This window comes from Photorhabdus kleinii (assembly GCF_025384885.1).
Taxonomy (GTDB): Bacteria; Pseudomonadota; Gammaproteobacteria; order Enterobacterales; family Enterobacteriaceae; genus Photorhabdus; species Photorhabdus kayaii.
Window position 1 is genome coordinate 24,902 of sequence record NZ_JAJAFY010000028.1, and the last position, 19,148, is coordinate 44,049.

The following is a 19,148-nucleotide window of genomic DNA, read 5'->3' on the forward strand; positions in this document are numbered from 1 at the left end:
TTCGTTTACTCCATCATTTTTTCAATCGGCAAGACTAAAATGGAGCTGGCGCCAAGGGATTTAAGCTTCTCCATCGTTTCCCAAAACAGTGTTTCACTGCTTACCATATGCATGGCAACGCGGTTCTGATCCCCCGCCAGCGGTAAAATCGTTGGACGTTCCGCCCCTGGTAGCAGAGCAATCACTTCTTCAAGTTTTGCACTTGGTGCGTGCAACATGATGTATTTGGATTCACGGGCCTGAATTACCCCTTGAATGCGGGTCAACAGTTTCTCAATCAATTGCTGTTTATCGGCGGGCATTTCTCCATCACGTTGAATAAGACAGGCCTTGGAACGGTAGATAATTTCTACTTCCCGCAGACCATTCGCTTCCAGTGTTGCGCCAGTTGAAACCAGATCACAGATGGCATCGGCTAACCCGGCGCGGGGAGCAACTTCAACTGAGCCATTTAGCAGACAGGATTTAAAGTGGATTTTTTTCTGATCGAGATAACGTTTTAGTAGGTGAGGGTAAGAGGTTGCGATACGGGCATTTTGTAAACATTCGACGCCAGTGTAGTTGTAGTCTAGAGGCGCGGCCAGTGAAAGGCGACAAGTACCGAAATCAAGGCGGCGTAAAGTGAAATAACGAGGATCTTCTCCTTGAGCGCGACGGCTTAATAGCGCTTCTTCCAGCACATTTTCACCGATAATACCCAGATCGACGACGCCATCCATAACCAACCCTGGAATATCGTCATCGCGTACCCGCAAGATATCAATGGGCATATTTTCTGCGAATGCAATTAGGCGCTGTTGTTGCAGATTGATTTTAATGCCACAGCGAGCCAGTAATTCTCGTGAATCTTCGCTTAATCGGCCTGATTTCTGCATTGCGATACGTAAATGTGATTTATCTAACATTTTCATCCCCACTTAAAATCGGAAACATAAAAAAACCCTCGGAAGGATCCTTCCGAGGGTTTTTATCGCATTCATGCCACCGGAAGACCCGCTAAACGTCTTCCAGCACACAATCGCCTGAAAGACTAATCAGGATGATGATGATGGTAATGGCTAAATTGAATGCGGATCATAATGGTTTCTCTTTGTTTATGATTGCGGACTGTTTACTGCCGGTTACTTTTATTCACTGACCAACAGAGGTTAAATTTTTTGCTTGCTATTCAACCTATACGATTTGACGGCTTAAAAGCAATCTATTTTTTTAACAATAAATTTATCTCATAATAATGTTTTGTTTTTACTTGAAATATTCCCTCCTATGGGAGAAATATAGGATCAATAATAACAGTGGCTTAATGTTCGGATTGTTTGCATAATCAAAGTAATATCAGGCATAGCAGGAGTGGTGATGAAAAAAGTTTCCATTATCGGTCTGGGTTGGTTGGGGATGCCACTAGCCAAAGCATTGAGTTGTAGTGGTATGCAGGTTGTTGGCAGTAAAACGACGCCGGATGGTGTAGAGGCAGCACGTATGTCTGGTATCGAATGTTATTTGTTACAACTGGAACCTCAGATCAATTGCGCGCTCGATGATTTAGAGCAACTGATGGTAGCTGATGTGATGATTATTACTTTACCGGCAAGCCACACTGCGGGTGGCAGTTATAACTATGTTAGGGCAGTTCAGTTAATTGTCGATACGGCTCTTTCGTACTCTGTGCCAAGGATTATTTTCACCAGTTCTACTTCTGTTTATGGTTTTGTTGCTGGCAATCTCAATGAAGATGCGCCTTTTTGCCCTGAAACACTTTCCGCTCAGGCATTGGTTGAATTAGAGAATTGGTTGCACAAACTGCCAAATATTTCTGTTGATATTTTGCGTTTAGCCGGTTTGGTAGGCAGTGGTCGTCATGCCGGGCGTTTTCTGGCGGGGAAAAAGGGAGTTAAAGGGGGTAATCAGCCGGTCAATTTAGTTCATCAGGATGATGTTATTTCAGCCATTAATTTATTAATTCAGAGGACTGACGGTGGGCATATTTATAATTTATGTGCGCCTGTTCACCCAACCAAAGTTGAATTTTACCCTAAGGCCAGTAATCAGCTTGATTTAGTTCCACCTGAGTTTTCCAGAGAGGAAACTCAGGTGGGAAGTAGAATTGTTGATGGCAGCCGTATTTGTCAGGAATTAGGATTTAAGTATCAATATCCCGATCCCAGATGGATGCCAATGAGCTGATTTTTCTCAACTTAACTCAATCATGACAATTTCTTTGAACGCTGGTCTTTCTGCCATTAACTGATACCAGCGTTCAATATTTGGCAGAGATGGACGTTTGATTGGAATATTAAGCCAAGGATAAATCATAGGCCCTAATGCAATATCCGCCATGCCAAATTTATCGCCAGAAAGATATTTCTGTTCTGCCAGAATGTTATCGAGCACTTTCATCAGTTTTTCGATTTCAGCCAGGGTTTGTTCTATTTGTTTTTGATCCCGCTCTGCTTCCGGTGTGCGAATAAAACCTATCATGAGTTGTCTGATATAAGGAAACAGATGTGAACCAACCCAATCCATCCATTTATCCGCATTCGCTCTTTCCTGTAGATCTTGTGGATAAAGTATATCTTTACCAAATTTTGCGGCAAGATAACGAACAATTGCGTTGGATTCCCACAAAATAAAATCGCCCTCCTGTAAACAAGGGATTTTTCCATTCGGATTCATTTTCAAATATTGCGGGTCATCCAGTTTGCCAAATTTACCGCCAATATCTACTTGATTATACGGTACACCGAGTTCTTTCAGACACCAGAGCACTTTTTTTACATTGGAAGAGTTTTTACGGCCCCAAATGGTTAGCATGAGCTTCTCCTTGAATCGGGATGATAAGAAAATCGTCTATTTGTTACCAATAACCTCTATCAGGTTAAATGAAAACCCATGATCGGCACAATCTTTACACTGTTTACGTTGGTTTCTTGTCGTACAACATTTTATATTAATAAGAATTTGACATTTTTTCTTATTAAGTAAAGGGGAACGATGATGAAGAAAAGTCTGGCGATGACGATGAAATGTGTGATTGCGGTGCTGATAGTGGCATCAATGGTAAGTGCCCGTGTTTATGCATCGGATGAACCTGTTGTTCCACCCGTGGACGCTAGAGCTTATGTGTTAATGGATTATGACAGCGGTAAAATTCTGGCTGAGGGTAATCCCGATGAGCGGCTTGATCCAGCCAGTCTGACAAAAATTATGACCAGTTATGTTGTCGGTCAGGCGATAAAAGCAGGAAAAATTACGTCGGAAGATGTCGTTACTGTGGGAAAAGATGCTTGGGCGACGGGAAATCCCATACTGAAAGGTTCTTCGCTTATGTTTCTTAAACCCGGTGACAGGGTAAAAGTGATCGATCTGAATCGTGGCGTTGTTATTCAATCTGGTAATGATGCCAGCATCGCTTTGGCTGATTATGTGGCGGGCAGTCAGGATGTATTTGTTAGTCTGATGAACAATTATGCAAAAGCGCTTGGGTTGACTAACACCCATTTTCGTACGGTTCATGGATTGGATGCTGAAGGCCAATTCAGTACTGCTCGTGATATGGCGGTATTGAGTCAGGCGATGATCTGTGATGTTCCTGATGAGTATGCTCTGCATAAAGAGAAAACATTTACCTTCAATAAAATCCAACAGCTTAACCGTAACCGATTGTTGTGGAATAAAAATATGAATGTCGATGGTGTGAAAACAGGATATACCAGCGGTGCCGGTTATAATCTGGTTGCTTCAGCGACAGAGGGATCTATGCGGCTGATTTCTGTGGTGTTAGGCGCACCAAGTGATCGGGTTCGTTTTGCTGAAAGTGAAAAATTACTTGCATGGGGATTCCGTTTTTATGAAACGGTAACACCTATTAAAGTTAGCGAGCCGTTTGTTTCAGAAAAGGTTTGGTATGGCAAGCGTTCAGATGTTGCTCTCGGCGTAGAAAAAGATGCGGCGATCACTATTCCTCGTGGGCAGTTAAAAAATCTGAAAGCCAGTTACACATTAAATCAGACTCCATTAACAGCGCCTTTGACGAAAAATCAGGTTGTTGGTGTGATTAACTTCCAATTAGGGGATAAGGTCATTGAACAACGTCCTTTGGTGGTTAAAGAGGCGGTAGAGGAAGGTAACTTTTTTAGCCGTATTTGGGATTTGATTGTGATGAAAGTTAGTGGTTGGTTTAAGGCGATTTTTGGTTGATTTGACGTCAATATAAGGTTTATGTGGCAGGTTGGGTGGATTTATATTCTTTCTGATTTAGGGCGCGGCATTTTGCCGCGCACGTTTTACACTTATTTTTTTCCATCTAGAGAGTAACATTTGCTATTTTTTATAGCAGATCCGTTATACCGGCCTTTGAATAACAAGACACCCTCAGGTTTATCTTGCCAGTAAGCCCATAATTCGATCTCAGTTATGACTGCTCCCCGCCGTAAACGTGCTTACTTTTAAATGCCGGGAAATGCGCTTTCAACTTCGGATTAAAGAAGTTATCAAATGCGGTATTCAGGTTAATCACAGCCTGCTGTAAGGCAATAGAATCATATTCTTTAAGCCAGGCATATTGACGGGATTTTTTTGCCGCTGCCAGCAAAGGATTTAGGTCTTTACGCGGGTTTAAATTTACGCCGTAACGCTTATAAACGTGTTTTTTAATGTGCAGCGCCTTGTTATACGCAAAACGGACCGCACCGAACTGGGCGTTAAGATACCTTCATATCGGAGTTCATAGCTAGTAGAGAATCCTGTTAAATAGCCATTTCTGAATAGAATACAGATTAATAGTAGTAAGCGTTATTGATATTTGTCAAGAAAATGGGGTTTAATTGGGTTTTTATTATTTTATAGGTAATATTAGATAGGAAATTAATTTGTAAAAAATTAAAATATCAATGTTCAGAAATAGATTTAATACAATTGTTTTAATATGTTGTTATCGGGTGTGTTAAATATATGATTAATAAATTTATTAGAGTTAATTTTAGGTCTATTATTGTTTTTTTTATTACTCTTGTAAGTTTTTATTTTCTATTTGAAATGGTTTTTAAATTCATTGAATATAGATTAATGACACCGAAATAGCATTATTGAAATAAGATATTATTTATTAATTATCGTGAATTTAAAGCGGTGTTGTTAGAACAGGCAGAACCTTGTGATTAAGGTTCTGCCTGGAGAAGGGAGTAACTGGTAGAAAATATTTTTAGCTTTACTCAACATCAGCTTAGTTCTACCAGAGAAATACTACACTCAATTTCTATTTTAACAATAAGGAATTAGGTGGAGCTATTTAGCAATTTATGACTTTATATTAAGAAGCCAATAATGTTGCGTTGTAGATATAATTGTAACCACCAGGAGAAACCGCTGATGAAGAAGTTATATTTACACGTTTGTTATTACTGCAAGCGTTCAGAAGAAGATGATACAGTGCTGAACCTCTGTAGTCCTGAGCATTCCACCATAACAGATAGTTAAATTTGCCGTTAGGGAATTGCATAGTGACAGTCACTTGCAATTGGTTTTGATCAGGTGCAGCCTGAACTGAAGTTACTGTACCAACAGCGAAATAGTAATTAGGGTTTGGAGAAGTCTGTTCAGGTTTATTTTCTGTTACCGCTTCATTAGAAGAAGGATTTGTATAGTTCATCGTGTTAACCTTTTAATTTAACGTAATTGAAAAATAGAAATTTTTACTAAAATGTACGGAGAAGTCATTTGTCCGCCGAAGAAATATAAGGTAATTTGTAATTGTAATCTATATTAAAAGTTTATCTGTATTATATAATTATTGATGCTGTTAAAAAGTCGCCAATAATATATTTCCTCTAAATGGTTATAATAATCAAATGCATCACTCTAATCAAAAAATAATATTGATATTTATTTACTACCGTTGAAATGGAGAAATTACAATCTGTTCCGGTGGGCATTATTTATGCAGGATATTCTTATTAATAGAGTATGGGTATGGAAGGGGCGGCAGGAATTGAAGCGTACTGGCAGTATGTGGTGAATGATTTAAATTTTAATTTTCTAGTTGATATTTAAATAAAACATTATGAAATTATTCTTATCCTATAGTATTTCGCATGGATATATATGATTGCAATCTTTGAAATTAATTTACTTAAATCTATTTTGGATTTAATAATACCTAAGTGTATAATATTTTATTAACAATTACAATGTGTAAATATTATTGATGTAATTACGTATGTTGTTAAGTATTTACGGGGTGAAATAAAGAGATGTTGTCCTACCCTGTTTTTAAAGATTGAATGGATAGTATGTGCTATTATTAGAATAATTTCTGAAAGAAATTTTTTTAGTGAAATTAAATTTTAATAATAATATATTGATATTTTTGTGTAAAACAGATAACTAAGTTAATTAATTTTAATTTATTGAAAGTTTGTTTTCTGTTATTTTTATGAGTTTGTTTTTTTATTAAATTTAACTATGGTAGGCAGAACGTTAATATTACGCTCTGCCTTAGATAGGGTAGAATGTGCCGTTATAAAAGTCAGCTTCATTATACCAGAGAAATGTTTTGCCAAACTCCTATCACAACAGTACTGTATTTGGCGATTGATGAGATCGCTTCAGTAAGATTGAATTTCTATTAGGAATCTATTATTTGGCTCAAGCATTTCAACAAGCGATTATTTTACATAGAGATTTCTACGCAATTAATGTAATCGCAGCCGAGAGGACCAACTTTTCCTACGGTGCTTATTTTCACATCTTTCTTAGCGCAAAGCGCTTCCATCAGGACTTTATAAATCGCCATGCCTCTATTGTCTAGCAGATTCCATTTCAAAAGCATTTCTTCACATGTGCCATCATGCATTAATACAGTCACCATAACTTGCATAACTTTGTCTGGCATAACTTTCATTGCAATGATTTTACAGCTACGTAGCATTACGTCATCTACTATATTATTATCTTTAATTAAAGAAGGATGCATGTCATTAATCATAATATAAACTCCAAAATATAATTTAATTAATTGATAAATAAGCCTATATTATCTCAGAATAAAGAACGGAAAACCGTCCGTTTGAGAAATATAAGGTGGTTGGTACTTCTACTATAAAAGCAATCTACATAAGAAATTTTTTTTGCGCTAAAAATATAGGACAGTTAACGTTTTTAATTGGCATATAACATTTTCTCTAACACATATAACTATAGGTGCCATTTATAGGTTGTCAAATAAATTTGAAAAAATAATGTAATTGCCTGATATATAGAGTCATTTTATTAAAAAATAGAAAATAAATTGTTGATGTGATAAATATAAAATAACTGGGATTTTTTATATCGTATATAATTAGATTAAATTAAAATATAATTGAAAATTTATTTATTTTGAATGATTAGTTTGATAATTAAAATTTTTAATTATATTTTTGATTGTTGTAAGTAAATATGGTTAATTTATTTATTTGAAATTTATATAAATATTAATGTGAATGAGATATTGTATGTGTTTTTTATAAAAAAAATTTTTCTTTATGAAGTGTTCGTCTATTATTTAAAAAACTCAATAGTGTATAAAATAGAAATGTCACTAACTATTTCAATATTAAGGTTAAATTGTATTAGAATAATTTTATATTTATCAATAAATTAATGTTATTAGAAATATACCCTATGGATTTCAAGATGGATCGCGACGGCAAGGGAGTGAATCCCCGGGAGCATAGGTAACTATGTGACCGGGGTGAGCGAGTGCAGCCAACAAAGAGACAACTTGAAAGATAACGGGTATAGTGCTTTAGCAGTAACACATTTAAGGTAATACTGGAGAGGCAGTTATAAATTGGCATGACAATATAGTGTTAAACCGTTGTTGGGAAAATAATTATCGTTTTTTAATGGGCGTATAGGCTCATTATTCTATGATGAAAAGGTGGTTATATGTCATATCTTGATCCGTTAGCGCTTTCTATCCGTTTTGGAAATCGCAATAATTTAGGTGATGACAAACGGTGGACGGATAAACCTAATCCTCTCCATAAGCTTAATCAGGAGCAATTTACTTACATTTATGAGGATAGTCTGCACTTTCTTTATGGTCGATATAGATTCAATCCAAGTAATGGACGAGATAATATTTTGACAGATATGCAGGTGTCGAAAATCAAGACGGGGAAATATATTGATCAATATGGTCATGATGAACAGTATGAGGTTCTTGGTCTCCTTGGTGGCATGGGAACATTTCCTTTACATTCAATATTCGGTACGTTTAGAACAGAAGAAGTCGATCTGATTAGTTACTATTTTTATATTGCATATGTATTGACGGATAATTATTCAATTCATAATCGTTATTTTTACCAAGGTTATCCAATGGGGCCTAATAACGATGAGGGGTTAGATTATATTCTTATGTGGAACGCCGTTGATATCATTCCACCACCGTATAAGCCGGGTTTGCCACGATATTTCCCACTGATTAATGGTTATATTCTCTTTCCTTCAGCAACTGAGGCTGTAGTTATCTCTAATATTTCTACCGATGCTAAGTTTATCCGTCTTGAGGAGACTGGCAATAGGTTTCCTTTTACTGGAGAGATTGCGACCAAGACGCCTTATATCCTGACAGATAAGTTGTGGCAACAATGGGACGAAGAAGAGCAGCAGGAGGTACCAATAGACGAACGGGGATATTTCAACGAAGACGATTTATGGCAATATGATGAACAGCAGGGGGATTGGGTGAAGTGGGTCGTGTAGTTTAAATTTTTCCGCTAGCTAGCTCATGTCATTATTCGGTTGCTGCCCGCTTGAAGAGAACAGCAACCAAATATTTATTATGCAAACAGTGAGTAGAGGACAGCAGAGATAGCAACTAACCCCATAAAGACGATAAACAGATTACTCAGCTTGCCGCTATATTTGCGCATTGCAGGAACTTTGCTGATTGCATACATTGGCATAAGGAACAGCAACATTGCGATAATAGGACCACCTAATCTTTCGATCATTTCCAAAATACTTGGATTCAGAGTAGCGACAATCCAAGTCGTTACTAACATGAAAATGGACGTGATACGATTCAGCTTTTTAGGCTCAATAGTTTTACCTTGGTCACGCAATGTCTTAACCACGATACCATTAAAACCTTCACGCGCACCCAGATAATGGCCAAGGAAAGATTTGGTAATTGCTATGAATGCAATAAACGGAGCGATGTAGGCAATCACTGGTGTATTAAAGTGGTTAGCCAGATAAGACAGAATAGAAATATTTTGTGCTTTGGCTTCTGCCAGATTTTCTGGAGACAGGCTCAATACGCAGCTGAATACGAAGAACATCACGGTTACAACCATCATGATATGGGCGTAAGCCAGAATGCGGGAGCATTTTTTCTCAGCATTTTCACCATATTCTCCACGTTTTGCCACAGCAAACGCCGAGATAATTGGCGAGTGGTTGAAGGAGAACACCATTACTGGGATCGCTAGCCATAGAGTGATGAGCAGCCCATGACTTGCACTCGATGCAGAAACGCTGATGTTTTCGAAGATTGCGGTATTCCAGTTAGGGATCAGATAAAACGCCAGTAGCATCAAAACGGCAACAAATGGGAATACCAGCACGCTCATTGCCTTAACAATAGCCTGTTCACCGAAACGGATGATGGTCATTACACCAATGATTAGGATCAGAGCCAGCAGGGCACGGGGGGGTGATGGCAGATGTAATTGGTGAACAATAAAGCTGTCTACGGTGTTGGTAATAGCAACGCTGTAAACTAAGAGAATCGGGTAGATAGCGAAGAAGTAGAGCAGGGTGATAAGTTTACCTGCCAGGCTGCCAAAGTGTTCTTCTACGACTTCGGTAATATCTTCGCCAGGGTTTTTACCGGATAGAACGAAACGACACATCCCGCGGTGGGCGAAGAAAGTCATTGGGAAAGCTAGTAGCGCCATCACCAAAAGAGGTAGTAGGCCACCAATACCGGCATTGATGGGTAAGAATAATACACCGGCACCAATCGCAGTACCATATAGGCCAAGCATCCATACTGTATCTGATTTACGCCAGGTTTTATAATCGCTTGGGCTGGTCGCCTGCGATGCTATCGTACCTGTTTGAGTCATATCCATAGTTATCTCCGAGAATAACGCGGTAAATTAAAAAATGAAATTACAATGCCGCAAGTATGCAATAAATGCAAATACATGTGGCCTAACTCTTTCTTTATAAAAAATAAATTTTTCAAATATCTCTGGTGTTTATTTAAACGTTTTTATTACCACATTAACATCTTGGTCGAAAATTGGACTTTAAATTAACAAGCCGAAATTTTCGCTTTACTTTCTTTTTTGAAAGAAAGTCTGGAAATTTTAAGACCAGACTTTTGATAGCGGCAAGATAGCGATTTTTAGTGAATAGTACCGTGATCATAGTCTCAAATGCGGAATATATCTCGAAAAGTCATCATATTACGAGATTTAGTGTAATTGTTGTCTAAATATTGCAAATTTTAATGAGTTCAAATTATAGCCTCAATTTGCCCATGACTCAACTCTTATTATTCTCTTATGTTTTTGTTATTTCTTGTCTATTCGTTTACATATTAATGAATGAAAATGGCAAATAGAGTAAATGGTTAATAAATTGATAAATATCAATTTTTTTACCAGATTTTAAAATAGATATCTCTTATGTAATGTTTGTATCTTTGTGAAAGATATAGATAAAACCAGAATAATAGATTAATAGCATCAATAATATGAATGAAAGATGTGCTAGCCATTCTTTGATCAAGTTTTAATAATCTCTTTCGTTATATATCTATTTACATAGTGATTTATATAGATTTATTGATTTATATGAAAATCGTTGAGTTGAATTTAAGCGCAAATAAATGCTAAATAGGGTACAGGATATTACCCTGCTGGTTAACTCATGTCCATTTTGGTATGTAAAATTAGCCAATAATTTCTAATAAAAAGACTTTGGTTGAAATAGCGTTCGTTTATCTCAAGTCACTAAGTTGCATTTATGTTGCTAGCTTTTTATCCAGCCTTTACGGATAGGAAAAGCGCAGCAATGTTGGTACAGACTGTTCAATCTTTTTTGTAAACGTTCACCAGACAGGCTCCATATTATTTGTGCAAAAGTGCATCCCATTAGGCTGACGATAAATGCCCCGACCATATCCATCGGCCAGTGAACGCCTAAATAGACTCTGGCCCATGCAATTGCCAGTGCAATCGCCATCATGCATAAGCCCGGCCAAATCCTATACCAGAATAAAAAGGATAAAGCGAAAGTGAAGACGGTTGTTCCATGATGACTTGGGAATGAGGTTGTTGGCGCGTGAGGAAGAAAGTTATAACCAAAACCTTCTGCAAAAGGGCGGTCGTGAGGGCAGAGTAAACCGATACAGTATGAAGTTAGCATAGCAAAACAGAAGGCAACGGTGGTTTTACTGACGATAACCCGATGATAAGGGCGAGTACGCTCTGAACTCCAGAACCAGAAACTAGCCAATATTAGAGGGAAAATAAGAACCAGGTATTTTGCAATAAACGTCGCTATTGCAATCATGGCTGGTGATGATTCAGGCGTAGCATTGAAAAAGGTAAACAGATCATGATTTATTTGTTCTAACAAATCGGGCCTCACATATAGTCACTTATGTACATCACGACAGTCGGACGCAAGAGGGTAAAGTTGGCTGACCTGAGAGTAAAGCGTAATTATCTTAATTGTTGGTGTTATTTATTTTTGGTTTATATTTCCACCAAGGGAATATCTGGCAGTCATCCTGACAAAAACTAATCAATTCATTGATATATATGATGATAATATCTAGATCAGCGCGTTGATAGTATCGGTGGTTGATAGGTTGATCATCTGTAGAATCGGTTATATCCGTCATCTTTCAAGTTGCCTCTTTGTTGGCTGCACTCACTCACCCCGGTCACATAGTTATCTATGCTCCTGAGGACTCGCTCCCTTGCCGTCGCGATGCATCTTGAAATCTATAGGGTATATGTGTTTATGAACGGTATACTCTTCAGACAATAAAAAAACCCGATAGTCTTGAACCAAAATGGATTAACTATCGGGTTCCTCAATATGGGGATATCAAAGAAAAGCAGTGGCATTAATTCAGACTACGGTTTGGCAAAAAAGTTCTTCGTGATAAGAAAAAAAAACAGATTTTTTTCAATTTGATGAAAATAACATTTTTTGCACAAATCAACCGAGTCCATTGTGACGAATAATCAATGGCGGTTTTTACCGCAGCGAAAGTAAAACGGGAAGTTCGATTATTGTAGCAATTGGTGTTCTTTTACGTACGCTTCGAAGTCAGTGCAGCCACCGATATGTTTCTCATCAACAAAAATTTGCGGGACGGTTTCTACGGGTTTACCAACTGTTTTTTCCAGATCAGCTTTAGTGATACCTTCTGCGTGAATATCAACATAACGGAAGTCAAAGTCATCACGCTGCTCTTTCAGTCGTTCCGCCAGCTCTTTCGCGCGGACACAGTACGGGCAGCCAGGACGACCGAAAATCACAGTAAACATATAAACTCCTCTTGGTTATATTAAAATAATGCGGTTTGATGCGTTACTCATGCTTATTTGATAGCTACTATGCCTGTATCGATCGGTAAAAAAAAGCAGAAATTGCCTTTTGTTTTAATTCATCATACCAATTTTGGTAACAGTGTTTCCGGTAGTATAATGTAGCATCAGGTTGTTAAGAGAGGATGCGATGAAAAGTCATCAAGGCAATATGAGTTCATTGGCAGATATGCCAAAACAGGTTATCCTGCTAGAAATTGTCGGAATTTTATGCTTAATCCTGTCATATTTGACTATTAATGATATTGTCATCTTAACAGATTTACTAATGACGCCAGAAGCACATGTTGTTATGATTTTCATCGGCATAGGTTGTTTGGTTCCTGCTGCGGTTAATATCATTTGGCGTGCAGTGTATGGCCTCTCTTTTTTGGGAGTTGATCATAAAAAAGAGAGCAAAAATAAGGTAGAAGGTAGTGATAACGGTAAGTAAAAATAATTTATCAGTTATTGGTGATGGCGCGATAAAGAATTATTTCGTAAGCTATAGCGCTTTTTCATTTTCCGTTGTATGGGGTTGTTAGATGAGTTCACTTGTCATTCCTGACTTATCAGTATTGCGTGAGTGGTTGGATCAGCTCAAAATTTCCTACTTTGAGTGCGATTCATGCCAGGCGCTGCATCTACCTCATATGCAGAATATTGATGGTTTATTTGATGCTAAAATTGATCTGTTGGACAATGTAATCTTGTTTTCTGCGTTGGCTGAAGTTAAGCCAACCGCCATTATTCCTTTGATGGCTAATCTAAGCCAGATTAATGCCAGTTCGTTGACAATCAAGGCTTTTCTTGATATTCAGGATGAAAACCTACCGAAATTGGTGGTGTGTCAATCTTTCCTTGTTTCAGCCGGGCTGACTTTTTCCCAGTTTTCTCATTTCTTGCAACAAAGCGAAGAGCAGATTGCGGGGGTGATTTTTGAAATTCACAGTAATAATTTGTTGTATATTAATCGTGATATCGAAATCGAGAGTGACATTGAAGAGGAAGAGGAATCACAAGCTTCTGTTAAGGTGCCGACTTTTACTTTGCACTAATATTTTCAACACGGTCATCCAACCATGCAATGTACGCATTATTCTGCGGGGCACTGTCACTCTTGTCAGTGGCTCGAAAAACCCTATTCTCAGCAGTTAGAAGATAAGCAGCAGAATTTAAAGCAGTTATTACCTCAAGCTATTGTGAAGCAATGGTTACCTCCAATTGCCAGCCAACAAGATGCCTTTCGTAATAAAGCTAAAATGGTCGTCAGTGGCAGTGTAGAACGCCCATTGTTAGGCATGTTGCATCGTGATGGCACGGCGGTTGATCTGTGTCATTGTCCCCTCTATCCAGCGCATTTTCAGCCTGTATTCGATGTTGTTAAATCGTTCATTGCTTGTGCCGGCTTGACGCCGTATAACGTTGCTCGTAAACGGGGTGAACTGAAATATTTGTTGCTGACAGAAAGCCGTCATAGCGGTGAAATGATGTTACGTTTTGTACTGCGTTCTGAAACAAAAATTGCTCAACTGGAGCGTGCTTTACCCCGGTTGTGTGAGCGATTGCCACAGCTTACGGTGATCTCTGCCAATATTCAGCCAATCCATATGGCGATTTTGGAGGGGGAAAAAGAGATTCTGTTTACTGAACAAAAGGCGCTGAAAGAACAGTTCAATGGCATTCCTCTTTACATCCGTCCACATAGCTTTTTCCAGACTAACCCGAAAATGGCTTCTGAATTGTATGCAACAGCAGGGCGTTGGGTTCGTGAACTGAAAATCAGTAGCATGTGGGATCTATTCTGTGGTGTTGGGGGTTTTGGTCTGCATTGCGCAGATAAAAATACCTGTTTAACCGGCATTGAAATCAGCTCAGAAGCCATTGATTGTGCCCGCGATTCGGCGAAAACACTGGGTTTGGAAAACATCGAGTTTCAAGCTTTGGACTCAACACATTTTGCTGTAGCAAAAGATAAAATTCCGCAATTGGTTTTGGTAAACCCACCTCGCCGGGGAATTGGTAAGGTGTTGTGCGATTATCTCAGTAAAATGGCGCCGGATTATATTCTTTATTCAAGCTGTAATGCTCAGACAATGGCGAAAGATATTGCTGTACTGGTTAACTATCGTATAGAAAAGACACAATTGTTTGATATGTTTCCTCATACCGAACATTACGAAGTTTTAACGTTATTGAAGTTAAATTACGATTGAATAACGAAAGAATGTGTGGGGATGGGGTTCCAGTAAGAACACCCAACCCTGTTCAGTTATGGCGCTCAAAAGCGAGTGCACGGCGTTCAATCATCCGCATTAGTAAAGTCAGGATGCCGTTAACGCATAGATAAATCACCCCTGCGGCAATAAAAACCATCACATCATAATTGCGGCCAAATAGAAGCTGGCTGTATCCCATTACTTCCAGCAAAGTAATGGTACTTGCGAGAGAAGTACTCTTGAAAATTAGTACAACTTCGTTGGAATAGGAAGATAACGCCCGCTTAAAAGCGTAGGGCAACAAGATTCGCATAGATTGTGCTTTAGACATTCCCAATGCTTGACAGGATTGCCATTGGCCAGCAGGAATGGCCTTTACTGCGCCATAGAATAGCAGAGTAGAATATGCCGCACTGTTAAGCGCTAGCGTTACCATTGCGCACAGCCAGGGCTCAGACAGTAATTGCCAAAGCCACGGGTACGCTTTTATGGATGGAAACTGCCCAGGCCCGTAATAAATCAGAAAGAACTGTACCAACAAAGGCGTACCGGTAAACAGAGTAATGTAGGTTTTTACCAGTTGTGTCAGTACTGGCAGTTTCATGGTCAGAACCATAGTGAACAAGACGGACATCATGAAAGCAACAAAAAGCGCTGTGACGGTCAGGCTCAGACTGGTTTGCAGACCCGGTAAAATTTGTTGAATATACTCAAGCATCAGGGAGTGCTCCGATCAAAGCGAGTGGTATGCATCTCAATTTTTTTCAGAATAAACTGACTGATCAGAGTGATAGCCAGATAGATAAGCGCCACAATCATATACCAGGTAAAGGGTTCCTGAGTGCGTGTGGCAATACTTTTGGTTTGCTGCATGAGATCATTCACACTGATAAGCGATACCAGCGCGGTATCTTTCAACAAAACTAACCATTGGTTACCGAGCCCTGGTAGAGCATGTCGCCACATTTGAGGCATGATCAGGCGGAAAAATATTTCAGCGCGACCAAGACCTAATGCTTGACCGGCTTCCCATTGGCCGGCCGGAATGGCTTTTATCGCACCACGGAGTGTCTGGGATGCATAGGCAGAGTAGAGTAGGGAAAGTGCAATGACACCACAAAGGAATGGGCTGACATAAAAGTCTTGAATATCTATCTGAATTCTGGAGTGCCAGAAGATAAGATTAATGTCAAAGCCATCAGCCAGTGTCATGAGAAGTTGTGATGCGCCGAAGTAAACGAATAGCACGACCAAAATTTCTGGCAATCCTCTGAACAGAGTGACCCAACAGGTGCCAAGTATGGCGAAGGGTTTCCAACGGGCTGATTCCCAAGCAGCAAATAGCATAGCTAAAATCAGACCAAGCACTAATGCAGACACGGCAAGGCCGACGGTGATGCCGGCGGCGCTTGTTAGAGATTGGAATTCATTCATAGAGATTCGGCTACTTATTTAAACCATTTTTTATAAATGATGTCATAAGTGCCATCTCGTTTGATGTCAGCGAGTGCTTTATTCAGCTTATCTTGTAGATCTTTGTTACCCTTACGAACTGCAATACCTAAGCCGATACCAAAGTAATTTTTGTCAGTGACTTTGTTACCTACGGTACTTAAGTTTTCATTCTTTTTCAGCCACTCGTTAACAACGGCAGTGTCACCGAAAACGGCGTCCAGACGGCCATTTTTCAGATCCAGAATGGCATTTTGATAGCTGTCATAAGGAACGGTTTTAATCTCTTTTCGTTGTTCCATCAGATACTTCTGGTGAGTTGTCCCATTCTGAATACCCACAAGTTTGCCTTTCAGCTCTGCGGTACTGGAGACTTTGCCTTTAACGGAGATGAAAACTGCGGAGTTATCGTAATAAGTGTTAGTAAAATCAACCTGTTTCCGGCGCTCGGGTGTGATATCAATACCGGCGGCTAAAGCGTCGAAGCGACGAAATTTCAGACTAGGGATCAGGCTGTCAAAGGATTGGTTAGTAAAGGTACATGTGGCATTAATTTTCTCACAGATGGCATTGGCCAAATCGACATCAAAACCCTGAATTTTATTATTTGCATCGATGAACTCAAACGGAGGGTAAGTGGCTTCTGTGGCAAAACGAATGGTCTCTTTTTCCGTGGCGGTTGCAGATAAAGTTACTGTGCCTAAGAGGACTGCAAAAAGTAGTTTTTTCATCGCTATATCCTATTAATAGTTAGTGTGATAGATAATTAGCAAAGGCTTTGGTTTGTGGTTGAGTAAAATGGCTGATATCACCTTGTTCTATAATGTGGCCGTTTTCCATATATACGACATGGCTTGCGGCCTTACGGGCGATTTCCACTTCATGGGTAACGATAATCTGTGTAATACCCGTAGCGGATAATTCATGGATGATATTGACAACCTGTGCTGTGATTTCTGGATCCAGCGCTGCTGTGGGTTCATCAAATAATAAAACCTGGGGTTCCATCATCAATGCTCGTGCAATAGCGACCCGTTGCTGTTGCCCGCCGGATAAGTGTTGTGGAAATCGGCCAGCGAAATCCTCTAAGCGCAAGCGGGAAAGGAGCTTATCCGCTTTTTCCTGCGCCTGTTGCTTGGATAAACCGAGTACGCGACAAGGTGCTTCGATCAGGTTATCCATAACAGTAAGATGAGGCCATAAGTGATATTGCTGAAAAACCATACCTACATTCTGGCGTAGAGAACGAATCTCCTTGGTTCCTGGTGTTTGTTCGAAATCGAATTGATGATTAGCTATATGCAACTGGCCGGATCGTGGTATTTCCAGCAGGTTTAATACTCGCAACAGCGTACTTTTACCGGCGCCACTTGGCCCTAGCAAAACCATCGTTTCCCCTGGAGAACACTCAAGATTAATATCAAACAGTGCCTGCTGGACGCCGTAATAGCAATCAATGCTTTTTAATTGAATACTCATGCTTTAATTCTGAATAGTCAGTGATTTGGTTTGATGCTAAACTCGTTAGCATAATTATGCAATATCTTATGTACAGAATATTATTAATTGATATTTCAATTACATGTATCATTAACGCGTTCTGGCTGCTATTTGTGTGATTTATCAACAAAAGATTATTTATTCTATTTCCATGCCGTGGAAAGATGGATCGACCACAACGAGTAAGCATATTAGGATAAGCAGCGGCAGCGGACGACTTATGATGAATGAAGCGTCCGAACCGTTATTTATGACATCAAGTATTAATTGTGGCTCAACTTTTGGTTAAGTAAAGAATGCCATCAGTAAGGGTGCGAGCAAACTTAGCACAAAACCGTGAACTATTGCTGCTGGAACAATACTGACGCCACCACACCGTTGTAATACTGGCAAGGTGAAATCCATCGAGGTCGCCCCGCTTAATCCTAGAGCGCTTGAGCGATATCGATTGATTAGAACTGGAATGAGCATAATTGCCACCAGTTCGCGTACCAGATCATTAAAGAATGCGGCACTGCCGATTACCGGCCCGTAAGCGTCGGAAAGTAAGATGCCAGAAAGGGAATACCAGCCGTAACCAGAAGCTAATGCTAAACCTGTTTTCACTGGAAGTCCGAGAATAAGTGCCGCAATTGTACCGCCGATAAGCGCGCTGACAGCAATGATAATCGCAATAATAGCACCACGGCGGTTTAGCAATATCTGTTTCAGGCTCATACCGTTGTTACGTAATTGAATACCGACGAGTAACAGTAAAACGATTAAGGCGATTTCACTGGCATGATTGGAGAAGTGCAGCCATGACCAGCCAGTGAGCCCAAATAGGAAACCTAAAATCAGCATGCCACATAATTTCAGTGATTCAAAAACCATATGTAAACGGGAAGGGGGTTTTTCCTGTTTATGCGGGCTGATAATCCAAGGATCGCGCTTTTCAAGCAGGAATAACGCCAGCATATTAGCTGTAAAAATACATAAAAAAAATGTTATCGCGTATTGAAAGATAGAGAAGAGGTTACGGCCTAAATCGTCCAACAAAGCCAGGCTGATCCCCATTAAAAACAGGATGATATAGACCATCGCGTTAAGAAGGTGATGAACTGCATTTAACAATACTTTATTATTCAAATGGATAAGATAGCCTAACGTTAATGGCAAAAGAATGATCAGCAGCCCAGAGTACATAATTAACATCCTTTAAAACGATTAACGTCTTTTTATCCAAATTCAGTATAAAAATCGATTGTAAAGACTATAAAAATAAAAGATAACAATTTTTTTACATTAAGAGAATAGCCAGGATAGAGTGAAATGTATTGTTGCTCAAAGAATTTTTTATTCTTAAGGTGGGTGTGTTATTAATAACTTTCAGTGG

19 protein-coding genes, 1 pseudogene and 1 other annotated feature are annotated in these 19,148 nt (G+C 39.2%); of the genes and pseudogenes, 6 read left to right on the plus strand and 14 right to left on the minus strand.

Annotated features, from left to right (window positions below):
- Positions 1-5 precede the first annotated feature (5 nt).
- Together hisG and hisL are read right to left on the minus strand one after the other, a co-directional pair.
- Positions 6-905, minus strand: a complete 900-nt coding sequence (gene hisG, locus LG003_RS13985; RefSeq protein ID WP_113042202.1) for an ATP phosphoribosyltransferase — start codon at positions 903-905, stop codon at positions 6-8.
- 26 nt (positions 906-931) lie between these two features.
- Positions 932-1,055 (minus strand) — a sequence feature (His leader region).
- Positions 1,031-1,078 carry a his operon leader peptide gene (hisL, locus tag LG003_RS23500; RefSeq protein ID WP_109791964.1) on the minus strand — a complete coding sequence of 16 codons (48 nt, stop codon included), beginning with the start codon at positions 1,076-1,078 and terminating at the stop codon, positions 1,031-1,033. It overlaps the preceding feature by 25 nt.
- Positions 1,079-1,356: 278 nt before the next feature.
- On the opposite strand from hisL, the gene LG003_RS13990 reads away from it, so the two are divergent.
- A complete protein-coding gene (locus LG003_RS13990) occupies positions 1,357-2,184 on the plus strand; it encodes an SDR family oxidoreductase (protein WP_262980997.1) in 828 nt (275 codons plus the stop codon).
- A 6-nt stretch (positions 2,185-2,190) separates the two neighbouring features.
- Here the strand turns inward: LG003_RS13990 and LG003_RS13995 are convergent, their stop codons facing one another.
- Positions 2,191-2,811, minus strand: a complete 621-nt coding sequence (locus tag LG003_RS13995; RefSeq protein ID WP_262980998.1) for a glutathione S-transferase family protein — start codon at positions 2,809-2,811, stop codon at positions 2,191-2,193.
- Between the two features lie 180 nt (positions 2,812-2,991).
- On the opposite strand from LG003_RS13995, the gene LG003_RS14000 reads away from it, so the two are divergent.
- Positions 2,992-4,197, plus strand: coding sequence for a serine hydrolase (locus tag LG003_RS14000; RefSeq protein WP_262980999.1), 1,206 nt, complete (start codon positions 2,992-2,994; stop codon positions 4,195-4,197).
- 214 nt (positions 4,198-4,411) lie between these two features.
- On the opposite strand, the pseudogene LG003_RS14005 reads toward LG003_RS14000, so the two are convergent.
- From LG003_RS14005 to LG003_RS14015, 3 genes and pseudogenes are all read right to left on the minus strand, one after another.
- Positions 4,412-4,708: pseudogene (locus tag LG003_RS14005) on the minus strand (helix-turn-helix domain-containing protein); the annotation flags it as partial.
- Between the two features lie 600 nt (positions 4,709-5,308).
- A complete protein-coding gene (locus tag LG003_RS14010) occupies positions 5,309-5,647 on the minus strand; it encodes a hypothetical protein (protein ID WP_112879000.1) in 339 nt (112 codons plus the stop codon).
- Positions 5,648-6,667: 1,020 nt separating this feature from the next.
- The gene (locus LG003_RS14015) at positions 6,668-6,982 is read right to left on the minus strand and encodes a Cro/Cl family transcriptional regulator (RefSeq protein ID WP_112878999.1); all 315 of its coding nucleotides are present in this window, start codon (positions 6,980-6,982) and stop codon (positions 6,668-6,670) included.
- 944 nt (positions 6,983-7,926) lie between these two features.
- Between LG003_RS14015 and LG003_RS14020 the strand changes: the two genes are divergently transcribed.
- Positions 7,927-8,748: a hypothetical protein gene (locus tag LG003_RS14020; RefSeq protein ID WP_112878998.1), complete on the plus strand. Its 822-nt coding sequence runs from the start codon at positions 7,927-7,929 to the stop codon at positions 8,746-8,748.
- Between the two features lie 77 nt (positions 8,749-8,825).
- Here the strand turns inward: LG003_RS14020 and LG003_RS14025 are convergent, their stop codons facing one another.
- The 3 genes from LG003_RS14025 to LG003_RS14035 all read right to left on the minus strand — a co-directional run bounded on the left by LG003_RS14025 (position 8,826) and on the right by LG003_RS14035 (position 12,563).
- Entirely contained in the window at positions 8,826-10,124 is a 1,299-nt protein-coding gene (locus LG003_RS14025) for an HAAAP family serine/threonine permease (protein ID WP_112878997.1), read from the minus strand.
- A gap of 907 nt (positions 10,125-11,031) precedes the next feature.
- Entirely contained in the window at positions 11,032-11,640 is a 609-nt protein-coding gene (gene ybjG, locus LG003_RS14030; RefSeq protein ID WP_112879012.1) for an undecaprenyl-diphosphate phosphatase, read from the minus strand.
- Between the two features lie 662 nt (positions 11,641-12,302).
- The gene (locus LG003_RS14035; protein WP_011145878.1) at positions 12,303-12,563 is read right to left on the minus strand and encodes a GrxA family glutaredoxin; all 261 of its coding nucleotides are present in this window, start codon (positions 12,561-12,563) and stop codon (positions 12,303-12,305) included.
- Positions 12,564-12,753: 190 nt separating this feature from the next.
- Between LG003_RS14035 and LG003_RS14040 the strand changes: the two genes are divergently transcribed.
- The 3 genes from LG003_RS14040 to rlmC all read left to right on the plus strand — a co-directional run bounded on the left by LG003_RS14040 (position 12,754) and on the right by rlmC (position 14,818).
- Complete coding sequence (locus tag LG003_RS14040; protein WP_112878996.1) at positions 12,754-13,056, plus strand: YbjC family protein; 303 nt, start codon at positions 12,754-12,756, stop codon at positions 13,054-13,056.
- 91 nt (positions 13,057-13,147) lie between these two features.
- Positions 13,148-13,660, plus strand: a complete 513-nt coding sequence (locus tag LG003_RS14045) for a type III secretion system chaperone family protein (protein WP_112878995.1) — start codon at positions 13,148-13,150, stop codon at positions 13,658-13,660.
- A gap of 24 nt (positions 13,661-13,684) precedes the next feature.
- Positions 13,685-14,818, plus strand: a complete 1,134-nt coding sequence (gene rlmC / locus LG003_RS14050) for a 23S rRNA (uracil(747)-C(5))-methyltransferase RlmC (RefSeq protein ID WP_262981000.1) — start codon at positions 13,685-13,687, stop codon at positions 14,816-14,818.
- A gap of 52 nt (positions 14,819-14,870) precedes the next feature.
- Here rlmC and artM read toward each other — a convergent pair whose 3' ends face one another.
- The 5 genes from artM to LG003_RS14075 form a co-directional block, all read right to left on the minus strand.
- A complete protein-coding gene (gene artM / locus LG003_RS14055) occupies positions 14,871-15,539 on the minus strand; it encodes an arginine ABC transporter permease ArtM (protein WP_112878993.1) in 669 nt (222 codons plus the stop codon).
- Positions 15,539-16,255, minus strand: coding sequence for an arginine ABC transporter permease ArtQ (artQ, locus tag LG003_RS14060; RefSeq protein WP_262981001.1), 717 nt, complete (start codon positions 16,253-16,255; stop codon positions 15,539-15,541). The genes artM and artQ overlap by 1 nt, the downstream gene beginning before the upstream one ends.
- 14 nt (positions 16,256-16,269) lie before the next feature.
- Positions 16,270-17,004 (minus strand): arginine ABC transporter substrate-binding protein, encoded by a 735-nt coding sequence (gene artJ, locus LG003_RS14065; RefSeq protein WP_262981002.1) that lies wholly within the window; start codon positions 17,002-17,004, stop codon positions 16,270-16,272.
- Between the two features lie 19 nt (positions 17,005-17,023).
- On the minus strand, positions 17,024-17,752 hold the full coding sequence (gene artP, locus LG003_RS14070) for an arginine ABC transporter ATP-binding protein ArtP (protein ID WP_262981003.1): 729 nt from the start codon (positions 17,750-17,752) through the stop codon (positions 17,024-17,026).
- Between the two features lie 306 nt (positions 17,753-18,058).
- Positions 18,059-18,958 carry a lysine exporter LysO family protein gene (locus tag LG003_RS14075; protein WP_112878989.1) on the minus strand — a complete coding sequence of 300 codons (900 nt, stop codon included), beginning with the start codon at positions 18,956-18,958 and terminating at the stop codon, positions 18,059-18,061.
- Positions 18,959-19,148 lie beyond the last annotated feature (190 nt).

Bases quoted from the DNA above. Each gene is read 5' to 3' on its own strand.
- hisG (WP_113042202.1), bottom strand. From the start codon at position 905: ATGTTAGATAAATCACATTTACGTATCGCAATGCAGAAATCAGGCCGA.
- LG003_RS13990 (WP_262980997.1), top strand. From the start codon at position 1,357: ATGAAAAAAGTTTCCATTATCGGTCTGGGTTGGTTGGGGATGCCACTA.
- LG003_RS13995 (WP_262980998.1), bottom strand. From the start codon at position 2,811: ATGCTAACCATTTGGGGCCGTAAAAACTCTTCCAATGTAAAAAAAGTG.
- LG003_RS14000 (WP_262980999.1), top strand. From the start codon at position 2,992: ATGATGAAGAAAAGTCTGGCGATGACGATGAAATGTGTGATTGCGGTG.
- LG003_RS14010 (WP_112879000.1), bottom strand. From the start codon at position 5,647: ATGAACTATACAAATCCTTCTTCTAATGAAGCGGTAACAGAAAATAAA.
- LG003_RS14015 (WP_112878999.1), bottom strand. From the start codon at position 6,982: ATGATTAATGACATGCATCCTTCTTTAATTAAAGATAATAATATAGTA.
- LG003_RS14020 (WP_112878998.1), top strand. From the start codon at position 7,927: ATGTCATATCTTGATCCGTTAGCGCTTTCTATCCGTTTTGGAAATCGC.
- LG003_RS14025 (WP_112878997.1), bottom strand. From the start codon at position 10,124: ATGGATATGACTCAAACAGGTACGATAGCATCGCAGGCGACCAGCCCA.
- LG003_RS14035 (WP_011145878.1), bottom strand. From the start codon at position 12,563: ATGTTTACTGTGATTTTCGGTCGTCCTGGCTGCCCGTACTGTGTCCGC.
- LG003_RS14040 (WP_112878996.1), top strand. From the start codon at position 12,754: ATGAAAAGTCATCAAGGCAATATGAGTTCATTGGCAGATATGCCAAAA.
- LG003_RS14045 (WP_112878995.1), top strand. From the start codon at position 13,148: ATGAGTTCACTTGTCATTCCTGACTTATCAGTATTGCGTGAGTGGTTG.
- rlmC (WP_262981000.1), top strand. From the start codon at position 13,685: ATGCAATGTACGCATTATTCTGCGGGGCACTGTCACTCTTGTCAGTGG.
- artM (WP_112878993.1), bottom strand. From the start codon at position 15,539: ATGCTTGAGTATATTCAACAAATTTTACCGGGTCTGCAAACCAGTCTG.
- artQ (WP_262981001.1), bottom strand. From the start codon at position 16,255: ATGAATGAATTCCAATCTCTAACAAGCGCCGCCGGCATCACCGTCGGC.
- artJ (WP_262981002.1), bottom strand. From the start codon at position 17,004: ATGAAAAAACTACTTTTTGCAGTCCTCTTAGGCACAGTAACTTTATCT.
- artP (WP_262981003.1), bottom strand. From the start codon at position 17,752: ATGAGTATTCAATTAAAAAGCATTGATTGCTATTACGGCGTCCAGCAG.
- LG003_RS14075 (WP_112878989.1), bottom strand. From the start codon at position 18,958: ATGTACTCTGGGCTGCTGATCATTCTTTTGCCATTAACGTTAGGCTAT.